Below are 16,178 nucleotides of genomic sequence, written 5' to 3'. Positions count from 1 at the left end.
TTCCGGCCCGCCTTCGGGTGGGCCCTTTTTACCCCGAATACAGGCAGGACACACCGATGTTGGATGCAAACCTCAAGAAACAGCTGGACACCTATCTGCAGAATATCGTCAATCCGATCGAGATCCGTGTGTCCAGCGACAACAGCCCCAAATCAATGGAGCTGGAAGCCCTGGCGGACGAGATCGCCGGGCTCTCGCAAAGAATTGAAACCCGCCAGGGCAGTGCCGCGCGCACGCCGAGCATGGCCATTGCGCCGGCCGGCGAGCAACCCCGGGTCAGCTTCGCCGGCATCCCTCTGGGCCATGAATTCACTTCCCTGGTACTGGCCCTGCTGCAGGCCGGCGGCCACCCATCCAAGGCCGAGCCGCAATTGCTGGAGCAGATCCGCCAGCTGGGGGGGAAATACCATTTTGAAACTTATATTTCGCTGTCATGCCAGAACTGCCCGGACGTGGTGCAGGCGCTGAACCTGATGGCGACCCTGAATCCGAACATCACCCATGAAATGATCGATGGTGCCCTGTTCCAGGATGAGGTGGAACAACGCAACATCATGGCGGTGCCATCGGTTTACCTGAACGGCGAGCATTTTGGCCAGGGCCGTATGACTCTGCAGGAAATCGTCGACAAAATCGACACCGGCGCCGCCGAACGCAAGGCCGCCGAGCTGAACGAGCGCGAACCTTACGATGTACTGGTCGTCGGCGGTGGCCCCGCCGGTGCCGCTGCCGCCATCTACGCTGCGCGCAAGGGCATCCGCACAGGCCTCGTCGCCGAGCGATTTGGTGGTCAGGTAATGGATACCGTGGGAATCGAGAACTTCATCTCCGTGCCCTACACCGAGGGGCCGAAGCTTTCCGCGGGTCTCGAGCAGCACGTAAAGGAATACGGTGTGGATATCATTACCGAGCAGCGCGCTGCAGCAATCCAGCGCAACAAACTGCTTGAACTGGAACTGCAGAGTGGTGCCACACTTGCCAGCCGCTCCGTGGTGCTGGCCACCGGCGCCCGCTGGCGCGAACTGGGTGTCCCTGGCGAAGCGCAGTACCGCAACAAGGGTGTGGCTTACTGCCCCCACTGCGACGGCCCCTTCTTCAAGGGCAAGCATGTGGCGGTGATCGGCGGTGGTAACTCCGGTATCGAGGCGGCCATTGATCTGGCGGGCATCGTAAAGCATGTCACCGTACTGGAATTCGCCGACACGCTGCGCGCAGACGACGTGCTTGTGCGCAAGGCCCGCTCGATGGAGAACGTGGACATCATCACCAATGCCCAGACCACCGAGATCCTCGGTGACGGCAGCAGAGTGAATGGCCTGCGCTACACCGACCGGGTGAGCGGTGACAGCAGGGACGTGGAACTGGCCGGTGTCTTCGTGCAAATCGGCCTGGTGCCCAATACCGAATTCCTGCGTGAAAGTGACATAGCGCTGAACCCCATGGGCGAAATCCAGATCGATGAGCGCGGGGCCACTTCCATTCCCGGTGTATTTGCCGCTGGCGATGCGACCACAGTGCCGTACAAGCAGATCGTCATCTCCATGGGTGCCGGTGCAACCGCTGCGCTCGGTGCCTTCGACTATCTGATTCGCGCCTCGGTGGACGGTGAAGGCAGTGAACCCGCCCCCCAACAGGCGCTTGCCGTAAGCGCCTGATCCCCCCTGGGCCGGACTCGTTCCGGCCTTTTTGTATTTTCCAGCTGTCACGGCGTTCATATAGCGCTCCGGCAGCGTCTGGAAATTCGCATCACTTTGCCGGGGAGCGTGTCCCAACCCCGTACCCGGATCGAGACGATCTCATCAGGAGCAGGTCTGGCCGCCAGCAAAGACGACGGTGTCGATCTGCGTTAGCATGACACCAGAACAGTCATAACAATGCCCGAGCGGAGGTCAATCGTGCGTCCCCATTCCCTAACCCCTGCACTTGTCCTGAGTGTTTTGTTCAGTGCGCCGGTAATGTCCCAACCGGGCACCGATACGTCCCTGCTGGAGCAGATCCGGCAAGACGTGTCCGCAGACAGGATCGAGGACGATATCCGCACCCTGGTGGGCTTTGGCACGCGCCACACGCTCTCGGAGACAGATTCCGAAACCCGCGGCATCGGCGCCGCGCGGCGCTGGGTGTACGAGGAGTTCCAGCGCATCAGCGCCGCCTGTGGAGACTGCCTGGAGGTTTCCTACCAGTCTGACTTTATCGAGGGTGAAAAGCGCATCCCCGAGCGCACCGAGGTGGTCAATGTGATCGCGATCCAGCGCGGCGAGAAAGATCCCGGCCGCTACGTGATTATGTCCGGGGACATCGACTCCCGGGTGTCCGACGTCATGGACCATACCTCTGACGCCCCCGGCGCCAATGACAATGCCTCCGGCCTGGCCGGTGTGCTGGAAGCCGCGCGGGTCCTGAGCAAACACAAATTTGCCGGTTCCGTGGTCTATGCCGGGCTTTCCGGCGAGGAGCAGGGTCTCTTCGGTGGAAAGATCATGGCGGCGCAGGCCAAGGCGGATGGCTGGCGTATTACCGGTGTTCTGAACAACGACATGATCGGAAATATCGAGGGCATCAACGGTGTCATCAACAACACTACCGCGCGGGTATTCATGGAGGGTACCCGTATGGACGAGACGGAAACAGAGGCCCGCGCGCGGCGCTTCTACGGTGGCGAGGTGGACTCCCCGTCGCGCAACCTGGGGCGCTACGTGCATCGCATCGCCGAAGAGCATATCCCCAACCTGGATGTGATGATGATTTACCGCCTTGACCGCTTCGGTCGCGGCGGCCACCACCGCCCTTTCAATGACCTGGGCTACCCCGGTGTGCGAATTATGGAAACCAACGAAAACTATAACCGCCAACACCAGGACCTCCGCACCGAGAATGGCATTCGCTACGGGGATGTGATCGATGGGGTGAACTTCCAGTACGCGGCCAAGCTGACCGGCCTCAATGCACTCACCATGGCGGCGCTGTCAAAGGCCCCGGCGCCGCCCGCGGATGTCACCATCGAGGGCGCAGTGTCCCCCGATACCACCCTGAAATGGAAAGCGGTTGGGGACCGGAATGACGAGATCCTGGCCGGCTATAAAATTTACTGGCGCCTGACCAGCGAACCAACCTGGACCAACAGCCGCTTCGTCGGCAAGGTGGACGAGTACACGCTGGAGAATATCGTGATCGACAATTATTTCTTCGGTGTGGCCGCGGTCAGCAAGGAGGGCTTCGAAAGTCCGGTGGTATTCCCCGGGCCGGCAGGGGACTTTTATCCGCACCGGAATCAATAATCCCTCGAGAAACGGCTTGCGCCGCCTGTGGACTGCACGGATCCCGGCCCCTACCGGGATCCCGTAGTGCCGGCAAATCACCAATAGGATGCAGCTTCTCTTTTCTCTGGCGGCCCCTTTTGTCCTTGTTCATCCCCTATGCCTGCCCCCGGGGGGAACACCTGCTCCCCGGAGATGGCGCGAAAAGAGTTGTTGACTTATTAACCAACCTCTATACACTGACTGCAGCTAGAAAATCAGCTCCTGTTGACCACTCCGGTTTCGAAGCATTAGTCATAATCCTCGTTCTGTAGCACCGCAATATCAGCCAGTTTTCCGGCTACCCCCCGATTCTCGGGACACCGTTTATTATTTATCCCTAGAGGACTTATTTTATGTCTAACGCAGTTACCGGTACCGTAAAGTGGTTTGACGAATCCAAAGGCTTCGGCTTCATTGAGCAGCAGTCTGGCCCAGATGTATTTGCGCACTACAGCGCGATCTCCCAGCCGGGCTTCAAGACCCTGGTAGAAGGTCAAAAGGTAGAGTTCAGCGTTGCAAAAGGCCCGAAAGGTCTGCAGGCCGAGAACATTACCATCGTCTAAGTGACGATCGACTGCACACTCCCATTGGAGCTGTGCAGTCTGCATCAGCGCCCACTCACGAGGCGCAGAAGAAAGCAAAGCAGCCGCTTTGCTTTTTTTATGGCCACTGCTCCCCCAAATTGCCTGATACTGCTTTCACCCACCCACCGCCTCCCTGTGAACCCTTCCCGCCCCATCAAGCAGGCCGCCAGCTGAGATCGGCCCGACCCGTCGTTCTGTCGCTACAAGATCGCCTGCGTCCGGCTGGCCCGATGCCACTCTGACCAGTAGATGAAAAAGCCGCCCGCAGGTTGATGGAAAAATCAGTCCAACCCGGTCTGGAACTCAGATGTCCAGCGCCGACCATATCCACCACGGGCGATCCCTTAGTTGAGAAGCTTTCGATCCAGAAGCTGTAATACAGGCTTGCGATCCTGACTTGGAAAAATAAAGTCACTGGCACTAGCCTGAAGCAACGCACACTGCAGTACCTGAGTGATCACCGGCAACCTGCCCGCAGGAATCGGCCAAGGGCACGTTTATCCAAGCCGGTCGCTCATGATAATGTGACTGGCGCAGTCGACACTGGCCGCCACCTTCACTGTTAACCCGACTGGACCCAACTGGGCTTATAGGGGCTTGGCTAGCCGATCTACACTTATTCCAGCTTAAGGTTCAAGCTCAAGGCAAAACTGCTCATTCAGTCCCAGGACACATGTTCATGCTCACCAGATACTTCCTGCTCGGCCTGCTGCTGTTGACTTCCGCTCCCTCCCATGCGGAATGGATACTCGACAGCGACGCCTCAGAAATCACGTTTCTGACCGTGAAAAAGCAATCTGTCGCAGAAATTAACAACTTCAGAGAACTGCAAGGCGCACTCGACACCAAGGGCAAAGCCAGCATTACCATTCCGCTTGCCAAGGTAGATACCAAGATACCGATTCGGGATGAACGCATGCGCAAGCTGCTGTTCGAGACTACCAAGTTTGCCGAAGCACGTGTTACGGCACAGATTGATATCGAGAAATTGCGGCAACTGCAGCCTGGGCAGACGACCGTTATCGAGACCAACATTACCCTGGCCCTGCGGGACGTGACCCATCAGGAACCCGCACGCTTGCAGGTCACTGCCCTGAGTGGGGATCAGATGCTTGTGAACACTGTGGAACCGGTGGTGATCAATGCCGGTGACTACCAGCTCCTCGAGGGCGTCGACAAACTGCGGGAAGTTGCCGGACTGGATGCCATCAGTCCTGTGGTTCCGGTGACCGTCAAACTGGTCTTTGACGAGAAATAAGTCCACCCGCATCGGATGGTGGCGCTTTCAGGTAACTTGGCGCCAAATGCATCGCAACCTCGGCATCAGCGATTGCTTGCCGGATCACTATCCGCCTTAATGGACACTGTGTTCCACCAGATTTTCTGGCTATAAAAATATAGAAAAAAGGCGAGCTGCTGCATAGCAGCCGGGAGACTCAGTGATGCGCACCCGTCCACTCCGATACCTTATGGCCTTCATCCTGCCTGCCCTGGTGCTGGCAGGCTTCTGGTTGCAGGGATTCTGGCTCTTCATACCCCTGCTGTACCTGTACGGACTGTTACCCCTGCTGGAACTGGTACTTCCTGCCTCCACCGACAACCTGACCGCGGACCAGGAGCAACAAGCTGCGCAAAACCCACTGTTTGACTGGGTGCTCTACCTGGCGCTGCCGATCCAGTTCGGGGTGCTGCTCTGCTTCCTGCTCGTTGTCCCCTCCCTGCAGGGCGTAGAGCTCATCGGCGCGGTGGCCTCCATGGGGCTGATGTGCGGCAGCTTCGGTATCAATATCGGTCACGAACTGGGGCATCGCACCTCCCGACACGAGCAGCTGATGGCCAAGTTGTTGCTGCTCACCTCACTCAACATGCATTTCTTTATCGAGCACAACCGCGGCCATCACCGCCGGGTCGCAACCGGGGAGGACCCCGCCAGTGCCCGGCTCGGAGAGGGCCTCTACCCTTTCTGGTTGCGCTCTATCCGCGACGGCTACCACTCCGCCTGGCAGCTGGAAATGCGACGACTGAATAAGCGGGGGCAACGCTGGCTCAGCCCGCACAACCAGATGCTGGTTTTCCAGCTGGTACAGATTGCCTTCGTTTTACTGATCGCACTCGCCTTCGGACTCAAGGCCGCACTTTGCTTTATTGCCGCGGCAGTGCTCGGCATTCTGCTGCTGGAGACGATCAATTACATCGAGCACTACGGATTGCAACGTCGCCTGGTGGAGAGCGGCCGCTACGAAAGGGTCATGCCGGTCCACTCCTGGAATTCCAACCATACGATCGGGCGGATGACCCTGTTCGAGCTATCCCGCCACTCCGATCATCACTTTCGCGCCAGCCGCAAATACCCTGTCTTGCGCCATCACGAACACAGTCCGCAGATGCCTACCGGCTACCCCGGCATGATGCTGCTGGCCTGTATACCACCGCTGTGGTATCGGGTTATGCACCCCAGGCTGGACGCGCTCGCAGACACTGCGAAAAACCCTGAACCATCCGCTGCAAAATAATGGCGCGTCGACCAAGCTGCGGCCATGTCATGCCGTGATCAGCCAGACAGCAGGAAATTCCCAGAGCAAGGAACAACAACCATGGCGAGCATTGAACGCGAGGGGGTACAGCTCCATTACACGGTGACCGGTAGTGGACCTGCCATCGTACTGGTGCACAGCTTCCTCGCCTCCAGCGCCATGTGGGAGGCACAAATCGCAGCGTTGAGCCGCGAACACAAGGTGATCACCGTGGACCTTCGCGGTCACGGGGCCTCCGGTCCCATTGAACGAGAGATCAGCATCTATGACCTGGTGGACGATGTACTGGCGGTCCTGGATGCGGAGGGAATTGAGCGCGCGGCCTGGGCCGGGCTCTCCATCGGGGGCATGATCAGCCTGCGGGCCGCATTGAAAGCACCGGAACGTGTGACAGGGCTGCTGCTACTGGACACCCACGCCGGCGCCGAGCGGCCGCTGAAAAAACTGCGCTACCACGCCATGGTGCTGGCAGCCCGAATTTTTGGTATCCGGCCCTTTCTACCACAGGTTCTGAAGCTGATGTTTGGTCGCTATACGCTGACTCACAACGAGCGCTTGGTAGAGGAGTGGAGAAATCGGCTGGCCACTGTGCCCTTCCCCACTATTGCCCGGGGTGTCTCAGCGCTCTCTCGCCGGGAAGCCCTGCAATCCCGGCTCGGCGACATAAAACAGCCCGCTCTGGTTATCGTTGGGAAAGAGGACCAGGCGCTACCACCGGCCTACTCGCGGGAGCTTGCGAAGCTTTTGCCCCGGGCATCACTGATTGAAATTCCCCGCTCCGGGCACCTCTCCGCACTGGAACAACCGGAGGCCGTCACCGGGGCGATGCTCACTTTCCTGGGCGAGCTTCAGTCCAGCCCACGAAGCAAAGCCGTGGCCACGTAGCAGACCCTGAAAACAACGGTTTCAACAGCCTAGGAATCTGCCGCCACTGCCTCCCGCGCCTCATTGAAGGCCTGATACTGGGTCAGGTAGACCCTGCCCGTAAGATGCTGCAGGAAACCGGTACGCTGCAGTGAATCCATCACCGGCCCCTTCACTTCGGATAGATGCAGGGTAATACCCAGCTCACCCAGCCGATCGTTGAGCGCCTCGAGCACTTCCAGTGCGCTCCAGTCGATTTCGTTAATCGCACTGCACATCAGGATCACCTGGCGCACCCGGTCATTATTGGCCAGGTCACTGTAGACGCGCTCTTCCAGGAACGCCGCATTGGAGAACATCAGGCTCTCGTCCACACGGATAGTGAGCACCTCCGGCACCGTCAGCACTTTATGCCGCTTGATATTGCGAAAATGCTCCGTGCCCTCGACCAGCCCCACCTCGGCAATATGGGGCTTGGAAGTGCGAAACAGGAACAGTCCAATCGACGCTGCCACGCCACAGGTCACCCCGGCCTCCACACCGAATAGCAGGGTCACCACGATGGTGATCAGTACCGCGAAGAAATCACTGCGGGAAAAGCGCCAGGTTTTTCTCAGGATGGAAAAGTCTACCAGTGATAACACGGCTACGATGATCGTGGCCGCCAGTGTGGCCTTGGGCAGGTAGTAGAGGAATGGGGTCAGGAAAATAGAAGCCAGTGCGATCCCCACCGCAGTGAAAACACTGGCCATCTGGGTTTCCGCACCTGCATCGAAGTTGACCACCGAGCGGGAAAAGCCTCCGGTCACCGGGAAAGCACCGGAAAAGCCGGAACCGATATTCGCCACCCCCAGGCCAACGAGCTCCTGATTCATATCGATACGCTGGCGTCGCTTGGCCGCGAGGGTTTTACCCACGGACACCGACTCCACGTAGCCGATAATAGAAATCATGATCGCTGCTGGCAGCAGTGTCTCGATCAGAGCCAGATCGATGGTGGGCAGATGCAGACTGGGCAGGCCAGCGGGGACTGTCCCCACCAGCGCCACGTTGCGGCCCTCGAAGTCCAGCAGCACCGCAGCGGCAATGGTGGCCACCACCCCCAGTACCGGCGCTGCCTTGGTCACCAGGCCGGCAGTATGCGCAGACAGGTTCAAGCCGCGCAGTAACCTGGCGGCCCCGCTGCGGGACCAGTAGAGAAAAGCGATCACCGCGAGCCCGGTAATGAGGGTGTAAACATTCAACTGCGCGGCATTTTTTAACAAACCGGACAGCAGCTCCAACAACGTATCACCATCAGAACCAATGCCGAGGATGTGCCGTACCTGGCTGAGGGCAATCAGGATTCCCGATGCGGTGATAAACCCGGAAATCACCGGATGCGAGAGAAAATTGGCGAGAAAGCCCAGGCGCAGCAGGCCCATCAGGGTGAGGAACAAACCGGAGAGCAGTGCCAGCACTGCCGCCGCCACCAGGTAATCTGCGGTGCCCTGAATGGCCACCTCGCTCAGGGCCGCGGCGCTCATCAATGACGCCACGGCTACCGGACCCACAGACAGCGTCCGGCTGGTACCGAACACCGCGTAGGCCAGCAGCGGCACGATACTGGCGTACAGCCCCACCTCTGCCGGTACCCCGGCCAGCAGGCCATAAGCCAGGGACTGGGGAATCAGCATGATAGTGACGATAACAGCCGCCATCAGGTCACGGCTCAGGACCGTGCGGTCGTAGTCCCGCAGCCAGCCGCTAATGGGTAGGAATTTAGCCAGAGATTGCATCGCGCCGATCCGTTACCTCACGCCCCGCAAAAGCCGTGGTCAAAAAAGACTTCTCGTGTTCGTGTTCGTGTTGGTGTTGCCATGCCCGTTAATCCGCAAAGGCAACCACGACACCACTGACATCGAAACCCGCACTACGGGCGCCGGACACTACCTCAACCGGCTCCGCACCCTGCAGGCAGCGCGCGCCGGCCCACATGTTGCAGGAGCGATTGCCAGTGCGACAGAAAGCATGGATACGCTTGCCCGATGCGAGCAACCTGGCGAATTGCTCACAATGCTCGCGGGTCATCTGCCCGCGTGCGAAGGGTATGGAGACAAACTCCATGCCGGCCTCATCCGCCGCCGCCTTCATGGCTTCATAAGTCGGCGCAGTGCATTCAGTCTCCGGACGGTTACACACAACGATCTCGACTCCGGACTCCGCCAGACTGCCGAAAGTATCGGTTTCCATCTGTTCGGAAACACTGACCTGCTTGTCCAGTTGCTGGATATTCATGCTTTCCCCTCTAAAAAACGGGTCGAAGAAAAACCAGGGCAATCCCTTGCCCTCTCAGGTTCCTGTGAGATTTCGAAAACTGCCGGATCAGAGCGCGTTAATCGGCACCTTCAGATAGACGGTGCCGTTGTCCTCCGCCGGGGGCATCTGTCCCGCGCGGATGTTGACCTGGATGGACGGCAGAATCAGTCGCGGCATCGACAGGGTGGCATCACGCTCGGTGCGCATGGTCACGAACTCTTCCTCGCTCACTCCATCATGCAGATGGATGTTGCTGCGCTTCTGCTCGCCGACCGTGGTTTCACACTGGTGCTCACGCTGTCCGTTGGGTGGATAGTCATGGCACATGAACATACGGGTCTCGTCCGGCAGAGACAGCAGGTTCTTTACGGAGCGATAGAGTGTCTTGGCATCACCGCCGGGGAAGTCACAGCGGGCACTGCCCACGTCTGGCAGAAACAGCGTATCGCCGACAAACAGCGCATCGCCAATCAGCCAGGCCATGTCCGCGGGAGTATGTCCCGGGGAGTAGATCACGCGCCCCTCGAGGTCGCCAATGGTAAAGGTGTCTCCATCGTGGAACAGGTGATCAAACTGGCTGCCATCGACGAGAAACTGCTTTTCCAGGTTAAAGACATCGCGGAAGATGGCCTGAACCTGGCGGATATGATCCCCGATCGCGATCTTGCCACCCAGCTGGTCGCGGATGAACGGTGCCGCAGAGAGGTGATCAGCATGGGCGTGAGTCTCCAGAATCCACTCGACCGTCAGCTTCTCGGCTTTTACGAACGCAACGATCTTTTCTGCACCACCTGTGCTGGTGCGCCCTGAAGCGGCGTCGTAGTCCAGTACCGGGTCGACCACCGCTGCGCTGCCACCGGAGCGGTCGTAGACCACATAGCTCCAGGTCTCGGTATCCGCGTCCAGGAACGGCTGGACCAGGGGCTTTTGCTTGCTGACTGACATTGTTTGTCCTCCGCTTGAAATGCTTGGCAACAATATACTTGCCAATATTATATAAATCAATATACTGTTTTCTTGTAAATTATCGTGATGATGGACAGTTCCATGCCCGACACTTCGGAAATAAGCCTGGACAAAATGCGTGCCTCCGCGGACACCGCCTCGGCGATGTTGCGTTCACTCGGCAATCAGGACCGCCTGCTGCTGCTCTGCCAGCTGAGTCAGGAGGAGCTCTGTGTCGGCGATCTGGAGGAACGTCTGGATATTCGCCAGCCGAGCCTGTCACAGCAGCTGGGTGTATTGCGCCGTGAGGGGCTTGTCGCCACCCGGCGCGAGGGCAAGCATGTCTATTACCGCGTTGCTGACCAGCGAGTGCTGGCGCTGCTACAAACCCTGTATGAACTCTACTGTGCGGAGTAAATGTGAATCATGACCATTGACTGGACTGCCTTTACCCCCTGGTCGGCGCTCGCCGGCGGGGCAATGATTGGACTGGCCTCGGCCCTGCTGCTGGTTCTGAATGGCCGTATCGCCGGCATTTCCGGCATCCTCGGCGGGCTGATCAGCCGCACCCCGGGCGAGACCGGGTGGCGGGCGGCCTTCGCCATCGGCCTGCTGATCGGACCCACCCTCTGGGCTCTGTTCCAGGCACTGCCCCCCATTCGTATCGAGGCCGGCTACCCCGTGCTGATCGCTGCGGGCCTGCTGGTGGGCATCGGTACCCGCTACGGCTCCGGCTGCACCAGTGGCCATGGCGTCTGCGGCCTCTCGCGCCTGTCGCCACGCTCGCTGGCTGCGACCCTGATTTTCATGGCCGGCGGTTTCGCCACCGTCTTCGTTGTGCGCCACCTTCTGGGAGTATGAACATGAACAAGTCTTTGCTGTCTGCCTTTGCTGCCGGCCTGATCTTTGGCCTGGGCCTTCTGGTTTCCGGGATGGCAAACCCGGAAAAGGTACTGGCGTTCCTGGATCTGTTCGGTAACTGGGATCCTTCGCTGGCACTGGTGATGGTGGGCGCCATCGGCGTGGGACTGCCATTTTTCTATTTTGCCAAGGGCCGGGATGTGACCGTGCTCGGCAAGCAGATCCAGATGCCCAGCCGCCGCGATATTGACCGCCCGCTGGTAGTGGGCAGCCTGTTGTTCGGTATCGGTTGGGGACTGGCCGGCTTCTGCCCGGGTCCCGCCGTGGTGGCCACCGGTGCCGGTGAGATCAAGGCAATTGTGTTCACCGCCGCCATGCTGGCTGGCATGGGCCTCTTCGCCCTCTTCAATCGCCCGAGCACCGCCGGGGCAACCTCCTGACACGCGCCCCCTGAGCCGCGTTTTCTGGGGCCGGGCTCACCGGCCCCCTTTTCCCTCCCCTGAGCGGTACCCTCCCCAGTCACCGGGCCCTCCGGCGCTCTCTTTCACCACGACCGACATCTGCCGCCAGCCGGGACTATCTTCATTCCTAGCCCTCCATCGAGGAGGTGACCCGGTCTGCTGATACCATGAGACCAGCAAACCTGTAGCGGAAAGATGGCAAGGATGCGCGCGAGCAATCTTTTACCCAATTGGCTGAAGCGCTACCGGGCCCAGTGGCTGGGCAGGGACGCGGTGGCCGCACTGGTGGCCACCATGATGCTGGTGCCTCAGGCACTGGCCTACGCCGCGCTGGCGGGCCTGCCACCGCACCTGGGGCTCTACGCCAGTCTGCTGCCTCTGGTGGGCTATGCGCTGCTCGGCTCCAGCACCGCGCTATCTGTGGGACCGGTGGCGGTGCTGGCCCTGATGACGGCGTCAGCGCTATCGCCCATTGCCTCGCCCGGAACGGCAGATTACGTCACCGGCGCAGTGATCCTGGCAGCCCTCGCCGGGGTCTTTTCCTTCACCATGGGATTACTGCGGCTTGGCGCGCTTTCTAACCTGCTGAGCCACCCCGTGATCAGTGGCTTTGTTTCCGGTGCCGCCACCCTGATCATCATCGGTCAGCTCGGCCCCCTCCTGGGTGTACCGACGGACGGCGGCACGGCATTCGAGATCCTGCTGCACTCCGTCGAGGACCTGCCCGAGGTAAAGCCGCTGACCACTGGCATCGGACTCGTGTCCGTAGTACTGCTGCTGGGTGCGCGGCTGGGGCTTGCGCCACTACTCAGGAAGCTGGGTGTAGCTGCTGGAGCCGCCCGCCTGCTGGCGCGGCTGGCACCCATGTTGCTGGTGCTGGTCGCAATCGCCCTGACCTACTTCCTCGAGTGGGACCGCAAGATAGACGTGGTGGGGGCTATCCCCTCGGGACTGCCGGAATTCGGCCTGCCCACATTCGAGTGGCAGCTCACCTACCCCCTGCTGCTGCCGGCACTGATTATCGCCCTCCTGGGTTTTGTGGAGAGCCTCTCCATCGCCCATGCCATCGCCCTGCGCCGCGGTGAACGCCTCAATGCCAATGCCGAGTTGCGCGGCCTGGGAGCGGCCAACATGCTGAGTGCAGTATCCGGCGGCTTCGCCGTTACCGGCAGCTTTGCCCGAACCGCGATCAATGAGGAGGCCGGCGCGAAGTCCCCCATGAGCGGAATCATTGCCGCCGGACTGATGACGCTGGTGCTGCTATTTCTCACCGGTATTTTCCAGCAATTGCCACTGGCGGTGCTGGCCGCCACCATCATCGTCGCCTCCACCAGCCTGATCGATGTGCGGGGATTCATTCTCAACTGGCGTTACGACCGCACCGATGGTCTCGCCATGGCCGGGACCTTCCTCGGTGTGCTGCTCTTCGGCGTAGAGGCTGGCATTGGTATCGGCATAGGCCTGTCATTCGCCACTCTGATCTGGCGCAGCAGCCGACCACATATTGCCGTGGTCGGCCGTCTACCGGGTACCGAGCAATTCCGTAACGTGCTCCGGCACACGGTCAAGACCCAACCGCGGCTGCTGTTTATGCGCATCGATGAGAGCCTGTTTTTCAGTAATATCAGCGCAGTGGAAGACCGGCTGCTGAGCGAGCTGAAACGGCACCCGGATACCCGCGAAATGGTGTTGATCCTCTCGTCCGTCAGCCGCATCGACGGCACCGCCCTGGAAAGGCTACAGCAAGTGAATCGGGACCTGTCCGAGCGCGATATCCGCCTGCATCTGGCGGAGGTAAAAGGACCTGTGCTGGATCGCTTGAGCCGCTCGAAGTTCCTCGGCGAACTGACCGGACGGGTGTTCCTCTCCTCCTACATCGCCGAACTGGCCCTGCGCCACGAGGAACACAAAAGCCCGGATCCGGGGCCGGCCTGAGTCGCCCGGCTTTTTCAGCTCTCTCCCTGTTTTCAGCTCCCCGCCCGATCAAGCCGATCACCTGTTGAAGCACCCCTGTACCCGGGGCAACGATACTGGCAAAATATCCAGTATTTGGTGGCGACTCCAGTATCATGGCCAAACCCAGCCCCACATTGACCGAAGAACAACGGGCGATCGCTGAGCATCCCGGTGGCCACGCGAAGATTATCGCGGTGGCCGGTTCCGGGAAAACCACCGCGCTGTTGCACTACGTAAAAAACCGGCTCGCCGGTGGCGTGGCACCACAACGCATGCTGGTGCTGATGTACAACCGCAGCGCGCGGGAGGATTTTGCGCGGCGGCTGACTGCGCTTGTAGAGGGCAAAACACCTACAGTGCAGACCTTCCACAGCCTCGGCTACCGGTTGTACCAGCGCATGATCGGCAATGGTCATATCGCGCCGGCTAACCTGACGCCCCTGCCCCAGTCCACAGTGCAACTTCAGATCTGGCGAGCGATTGAGCAGTGCGCGCCCCCGGAAGAACTGGAAGAGATCCGTGCACGCAAGCAGTCAGAGGTGGAAGCGGCAGAGTTTTTTATCGATTACACCAAAACGATTCTGAGCGGAGACCTGAGCGCCTTCCAGGAACTGAAACTCGGCGATGAATACCTGTATTTCCTCAAGGTCTTTCGCAGCTTCGAGGAGTGGCGACGCAGCCAGCAGGCCGTGACCTACGCCGACCTGATTTACGACCCCGCTATCCTGTTGAGCCTGTGCCCCGAAATCGCCGAACAATACGGCAGCCATTTCGAGGATATCCTGGTGGACGAGTACCAGGACATTAACGCAGTGCAACATTTCCTGCTGCAAGTGGTCTACGGGAAGTCCGGCAATGTGATCGCCATTGGCGATCCGGACCAGACAATTTACGAGTGGCGCGGCTCCAAGCCCGGCTATTTGCTGCGCTACTTTGACGGAGATTTTCCGCCGTCCAATGTGTATCAACTGAGCCGCACTTTCCGCTATGGCCACGAACTCTCCCTGGCGGCAAACCACTTTATCCAGCACAACCGGGAGCGTGCGGATATTCTCTGCATCTCCCCGGAAAGCGGGCCGGAAACCACCGTCAACCTGCACGCTGGCGACAACGAGTCACGCTGGTTGGTGAACCACCTGCGGCGTCGCCAGAAACAGGGGGGGCCGCTGTCCGAGGTGGCAATCCTGGTGCGCCTCTGGTCCGTGGCGGCGCCGATCGAGCTGGCTCTCCTGGCGGCAAACATTCCCTACCGCTCCGCCAACCGCAAGACAGTACTGTCGCGCCGGGAATTGCGTCCGCTGTTCTGGAGCCTGAATATCGCCTCCGGCCGCTTCGCTGAACTGCCCGCTGAGCGCCGCAGGCGCGGCCTGTATGAGTGGCTGACGGCGCCCCACATCCGCATTCCCCGCAGGGTGCTGGAACCGCTGTGTGCGAGCCTGTCCCGGCAAGATGGCAACTGGGGGCAGCGCCTGTACGAGCTGGTGCCTGCTGATCTCAGCCAGCCCCAGGCGAAGCGTCTCAAGCAGAGGGCAGCATTATTACAGGAGTGCGAGCGTTGGCGGGGCACCGGGGGGGAGCTACTGCGCCGGCAGCTGGGCGAACTGGATTATCTCAGTGGCATCGCCGACGACAGCTTCACCCGCCAACAGGGGGAGGAGCGCCAGCAGACGGTACTCGCCTTCTGCCAGTACCTGGATCGGCTGCGGCAATCACCGGCGGAGGTACTGACACACCTGCAGGAGCTGCAGCGCCAGCATCAGGAAGGTGAACAGGGAGATGCGGACGCCGTATTGATCACCACCATGCACCAGGCCAAGGGGCTCGAATGGGACCAGGTGATCATCCCGGCGCTGAACCAGCACAACATGCCCTACCAGCCGCAGCGAGACTTCTCTACCCCGGCCTCACTGGAGAGCGAGCGCCGCCTCCTGTACGTCGCCATGACCAGGGCGCGCCGGGAGCTGCTGCTATTGACCCCCGGCATTCCCGCAAAACCGGGAGAAGCGGAAGAGGCCCAGCGGCCGTCGCTGTTTATCGAGGAGATGCAACTCCCCCTGTGCCGGACGCTGAAGTCGGCACTGGAGCAGCGGCCCCAGACATTACAAAGCGAAGTTCCGGTCACCCGGCTGGGGCTCCGCTATCTGGAAGCCCTGGGATATTCACCGGAAGTGGAGGCACCGGTGGCACCGGCACGCCGCCCGGATGCCGGTGAGAGTATCCGGCACCGCAAACTGGGCCACGGCCGCGTGGTGAAATGGGAGGGCGAACGGCTGGTGATTCTGTTCAGCGACAGCGTCACCAGGCGCTTTGACTGGGAGCGCCTGCAGCCGTTTTTGATATGACCGCCTGCAGCATCCTTTGATGGTAGCGCCCGCA

Annotated in this window: 14 protein-coding genes; 11 read left to right on the top strand and 3 right to left on the bottom strand. The window is 60.2% G+C overall.

Annotated features, from left to right (window positions below; genetic code table 11):
* Window positions 1–56 precede the first annotated feature (56 nt).
* The 6 genes from ahpF (at window position 57) to AWR36_RS14700 (ending at window position 7,302) form a co-directional block, all read left to right on the top strand.
* A complete protein-coding gene (ahpF, locus tag AWR36_RS14725; RefSeq protein WP_067086665.1) occupies window positions 57–1,655 on the top strand; it encodes an alkyl hydroperoxide reductase subunit F in 1,599 nt (532 codons plus the stop codon).
* Window positions 1,656–1,955: 300 nt separating this feature from the next.
* On the top strand, window positions 1,956–3,278 hold the full coding sequence (locus tag AWR36_RS14720) for a M28 family metallopeptidase (RefSeq protein WP_096866676.1): 1,323 nt from the start codon (window positions 1,956–1,958) through the stop codon (window positions 3,276–3,278).
* 374 nt (window positions 3,279–3,652) lie between these two features.
* Entirely contained in the window at window positions 3,653–3,862 is a 210-nt protein-coding gene (locus AWR36_RS14715) for a cold-shock protein (RefSeq protein ID WP_067086658.1), read from the top strand.
* 700 nt (window positions 3,863–4,562) lie between these two features.
* Window positions 4,563–5,141 carry a YceI family protein gene (locus AWR36_RS14710; protein ID WP_067104738.1) on the top strand — a complete coding sequence of 193 codons (579 nt, stop codon included), beginning with the start codon at window positions 4,563–4,565 and terminating at the stop codon, window positions 5,139–5,141.
* A 211-nt stretch (window positions 5,142–5,352) separates the two neighbouring features.
* Complete coding sequence (locus tag AWR36_RS14705; protein ID WP_231745358.1) at window positions 5,353–6,396, top strand: alkane 1-monooxygenase; 1,044 nt, start codon at window positions 5,353–5,355, stop codon at window positions 6,394–6,396.
* Between the two features lie 81 nt (window positions 6,397–6,477).
* The gene (locus AWR36_RS14700) at window positions 6,478–7,302 is read left to right on the top strand and encodes an alpha/beta fold hydrolase (protein ID WP_067086646.1); all 825 of its coding nucleotides are present in this window, start codon (window positions 6,478–6,480) and stop codon (window positions 7,300–7,302) included.
* A gap of 29 nt (window positions 7,303–7,331) precedes the next feature.
* Here the strand turns inward: AWR36_RS14700 and AWR36_RS14695 are convergent, their stop codons facing one another.
* The 3 genes from AWR36_RS14695 to AWR36_RS14685 form a co-directional block, all read right to left on the bottom strand.
* On the bottom strand, window positions 7,332–9,059 hold the full coding sequence (locus AWR36_RS14695) for a SulP family inorganic anion transporter (RefSeq protein ID WP_067086641.1): 1,728 nt from the start codon (window positions 9,057–9,059) through the stop codon (window positions 7,332–7,334).
* A gap of 88 nt (window positions 9,060–9,147) precedes the next feature.
* Entirely contained in the window at window positions 9,148–9,558 is a 411-nt protein-coding gene (locus tag AWR36_RS14690; protein ID WP_067086638.1) for a TIGR01244 family sulfur transferase, read from the bottom strand.
* An 87-nt stretch (window positions 9,559–9,645) separates the two neighbouring features.
* Complete coding sequence (locus AWR36_RS14685) at window positions 9,646–10,524, bottom strand: MBL fold metallo-hydrolase (protein WP_067086633.1); 879 nt, start codon at window positions 10,522–10,524, stop codon at window positions 9,646–9,648.
* 102 nt (window positions 10,525–10,626) lie between these two features.
* Between AWR36_RS14685 and AWR36_RS14680 the strand changes: the two genes are divergently transcribed.
* The 5 genes from AWR36_RS14680 (at window position 10,627) to AWR36_RS14660 (ending at window position 16,144) form a co-directional block, all read left to right on the top strand.
* Window positions 10,627–10,941 (top strand): ArsR/SmtB family transcription factor, encoded by a 315-nt coding sequence (locus AWR36_RS14680; RefSeq protein WP_067086785.1) that lies wholly within the window; start codon window positions 10,627–10,629, stop codon window positions 10,939–10,941.
* A gap of 9 nt (window positions 10,942–10,950) precedes the next feature.
* The gene (locus AWR36_RS14675; protein WP_176491152.1) at window positions 10,951–11,385 is read left to right on the top strand and encodes a YeeE/YedE family protein; all 435 of its coding nucleotides are present in this window, start codon (window positions 10,951–10,953) and stop codon (window positions 11,383–11,385) included.
* Between the two features lie 2 nt (window positions 11,386–11,387).
* Window positions 11,388–11,825: a DUF6691 family protein gene (locus AWR36_RS14670; RefSeq protein ID WP_067086626.1), complete on the top strand. Its 438-nt coding sequence runs from the start codon at window positions 11,388–11,390 to the stop codon at window positions 11,823–11,825.
* A gap of 225 nt (window positions 11,826–12,050) precedes the next feature.
* A complete protein-coding gene (locus tag AWR36_RS14665; RefSeq protein ID WP_067086623.1) occupies window positions 12,051–13,781 on the top strand; it encodes a SulP family inorganic anion transporter in 1,731 nt (576 codons plus the stop codon).
* A 134-nt stretch (window positions 13,782–13,915) separates the two neighbouring features.
* Entirely contained in the window at window positions 13,916–16,144 is a 2,229-nt protein-coding gene (locus AWR36_RS14660; protein WP_067086619.1) for an ATP-dependent helicase, read from the top strand.
* Window positions 16,145–16,178 lie beyond the last annotated feature (34 nt).

The sequence above is a fragment of the Microbulbifer flavimaris genome, from assembly GCF_001641755.2.
In the GTDB taxonomy this organism is placed as follows: Bacteria; Pseudomonadota; Gammaproteobacteria; order Pseudomonadales; family Cellvibrionaceae; genus Microbulbifer; species Microbulbifer flavimaris.
The sequence above is the reverse complement of the archived record's forward strand: the minus strand, read 5'-3'. Positions and strand labels throughout refer to the sequence as shown.

Excerpts from the sequence above, each read along its gene's own strand:
- AWR36_RS14660 (WP_067086619.1), top strand. The coding sequence starts at position 13,916 with ATGGCCAAACCCAGCCCCACATTGACCGAAGAACAACGGGCGATCGCT.
- ahpF (WP_067086665.1), top strand. The coding sequence starts at position 57 with ATGTTGGATGCAAACCTCAAGAAACAGCTGGACACCTATCTGCAGAAT.
- AWR36_RS14670 (WP_067086626.1), top strand. The coding sequence starts at position 11,388 with ATGAACAAGTCTTTGCTGTCTGCCTTTGCTGCCGGCCTGATCTTTGGC.
- AWR36_RS14715 (WP_067086658.1), top strand. The coding sequence starts at position 3,653 with ATGTCTAACGCAGTTACCGGTACCGTAAAGTGGTTTGACGAATCCAAA.
- AWR36_RS14705 (WP_231745358.1), top strand. The coding sequence starts at position 5,353 with ATGGCCTTCATCCTGCCTGCCCTGGTGCTGGCAGGCTTCTGGTTGCAG.
- AWR36_RS14690 (WP_067086638.1), bottom strand. The coding sequence starts at position 9,558 with ATGAATATCCAGCAACTGGACAAGCAGGTCAGTGTTTCCGAACAGATG.
- AWR36_RS14665 (WP_067086623.1), top strand. The coding sequence starts at position 12,051 with ATGCGCGCGAGCAATCTTTTACCCAATTGGCTGAAGCGCTACCGGGCC.
- AWR36_RS14680 (WP_067086785.1), top strand. The coding sequence starts at position 10,627 with ATGCCCGACACTTCGGAAATAAGCCTGGACAAAATGCGTGCCTCCGCG.
- AWR36_RS14695 (WP_067086641.1), bottom strand. The coding sequence starts at position 9,059 with ATGCAATCTCTGGCTAAATTCCTACCCATTAGCGGCTGGCTGCGGGAC.
- AWR36_RS14710 (WP_067104738.1), top strand. The coding sequence starts at position 4,563 with ATGCTCACCAGATACTTCCTGCTCGGCCTGCTGCTGTTGACTTCCGCT.
- AWR36_RS14685 (WP_067086633.1), bottom strand. The coding sequence starts at position 10,524 with ATGTCAGTCAGCAAGCAAAAGCCCCTGGTCCAGCCGTTCCTGGACGCG.
- AWR36_RS14675 (WP_176491152.1), top strand. The coding sequence starts at position 10,951 with ATGACCATTGACTGGACTGCCTTTACCCCCTGGTCGGCGCTCGCCGGC.
- AWR36_RS14700 (WP_067086646.1), top strand. The coding sequence starts at position 6,478 with ATGGCGAGCATTGAACGCGAGGGGGTACAGCTCCATTACACGGTGACC.
- AWR36_RS14720 (WP_096866676.1), top strand. The coding sequence starts at position 1,956 with ATGTCCCAACCGGGCACCGATACGTCCCTGCTGGAGCAGATCCGGCAA.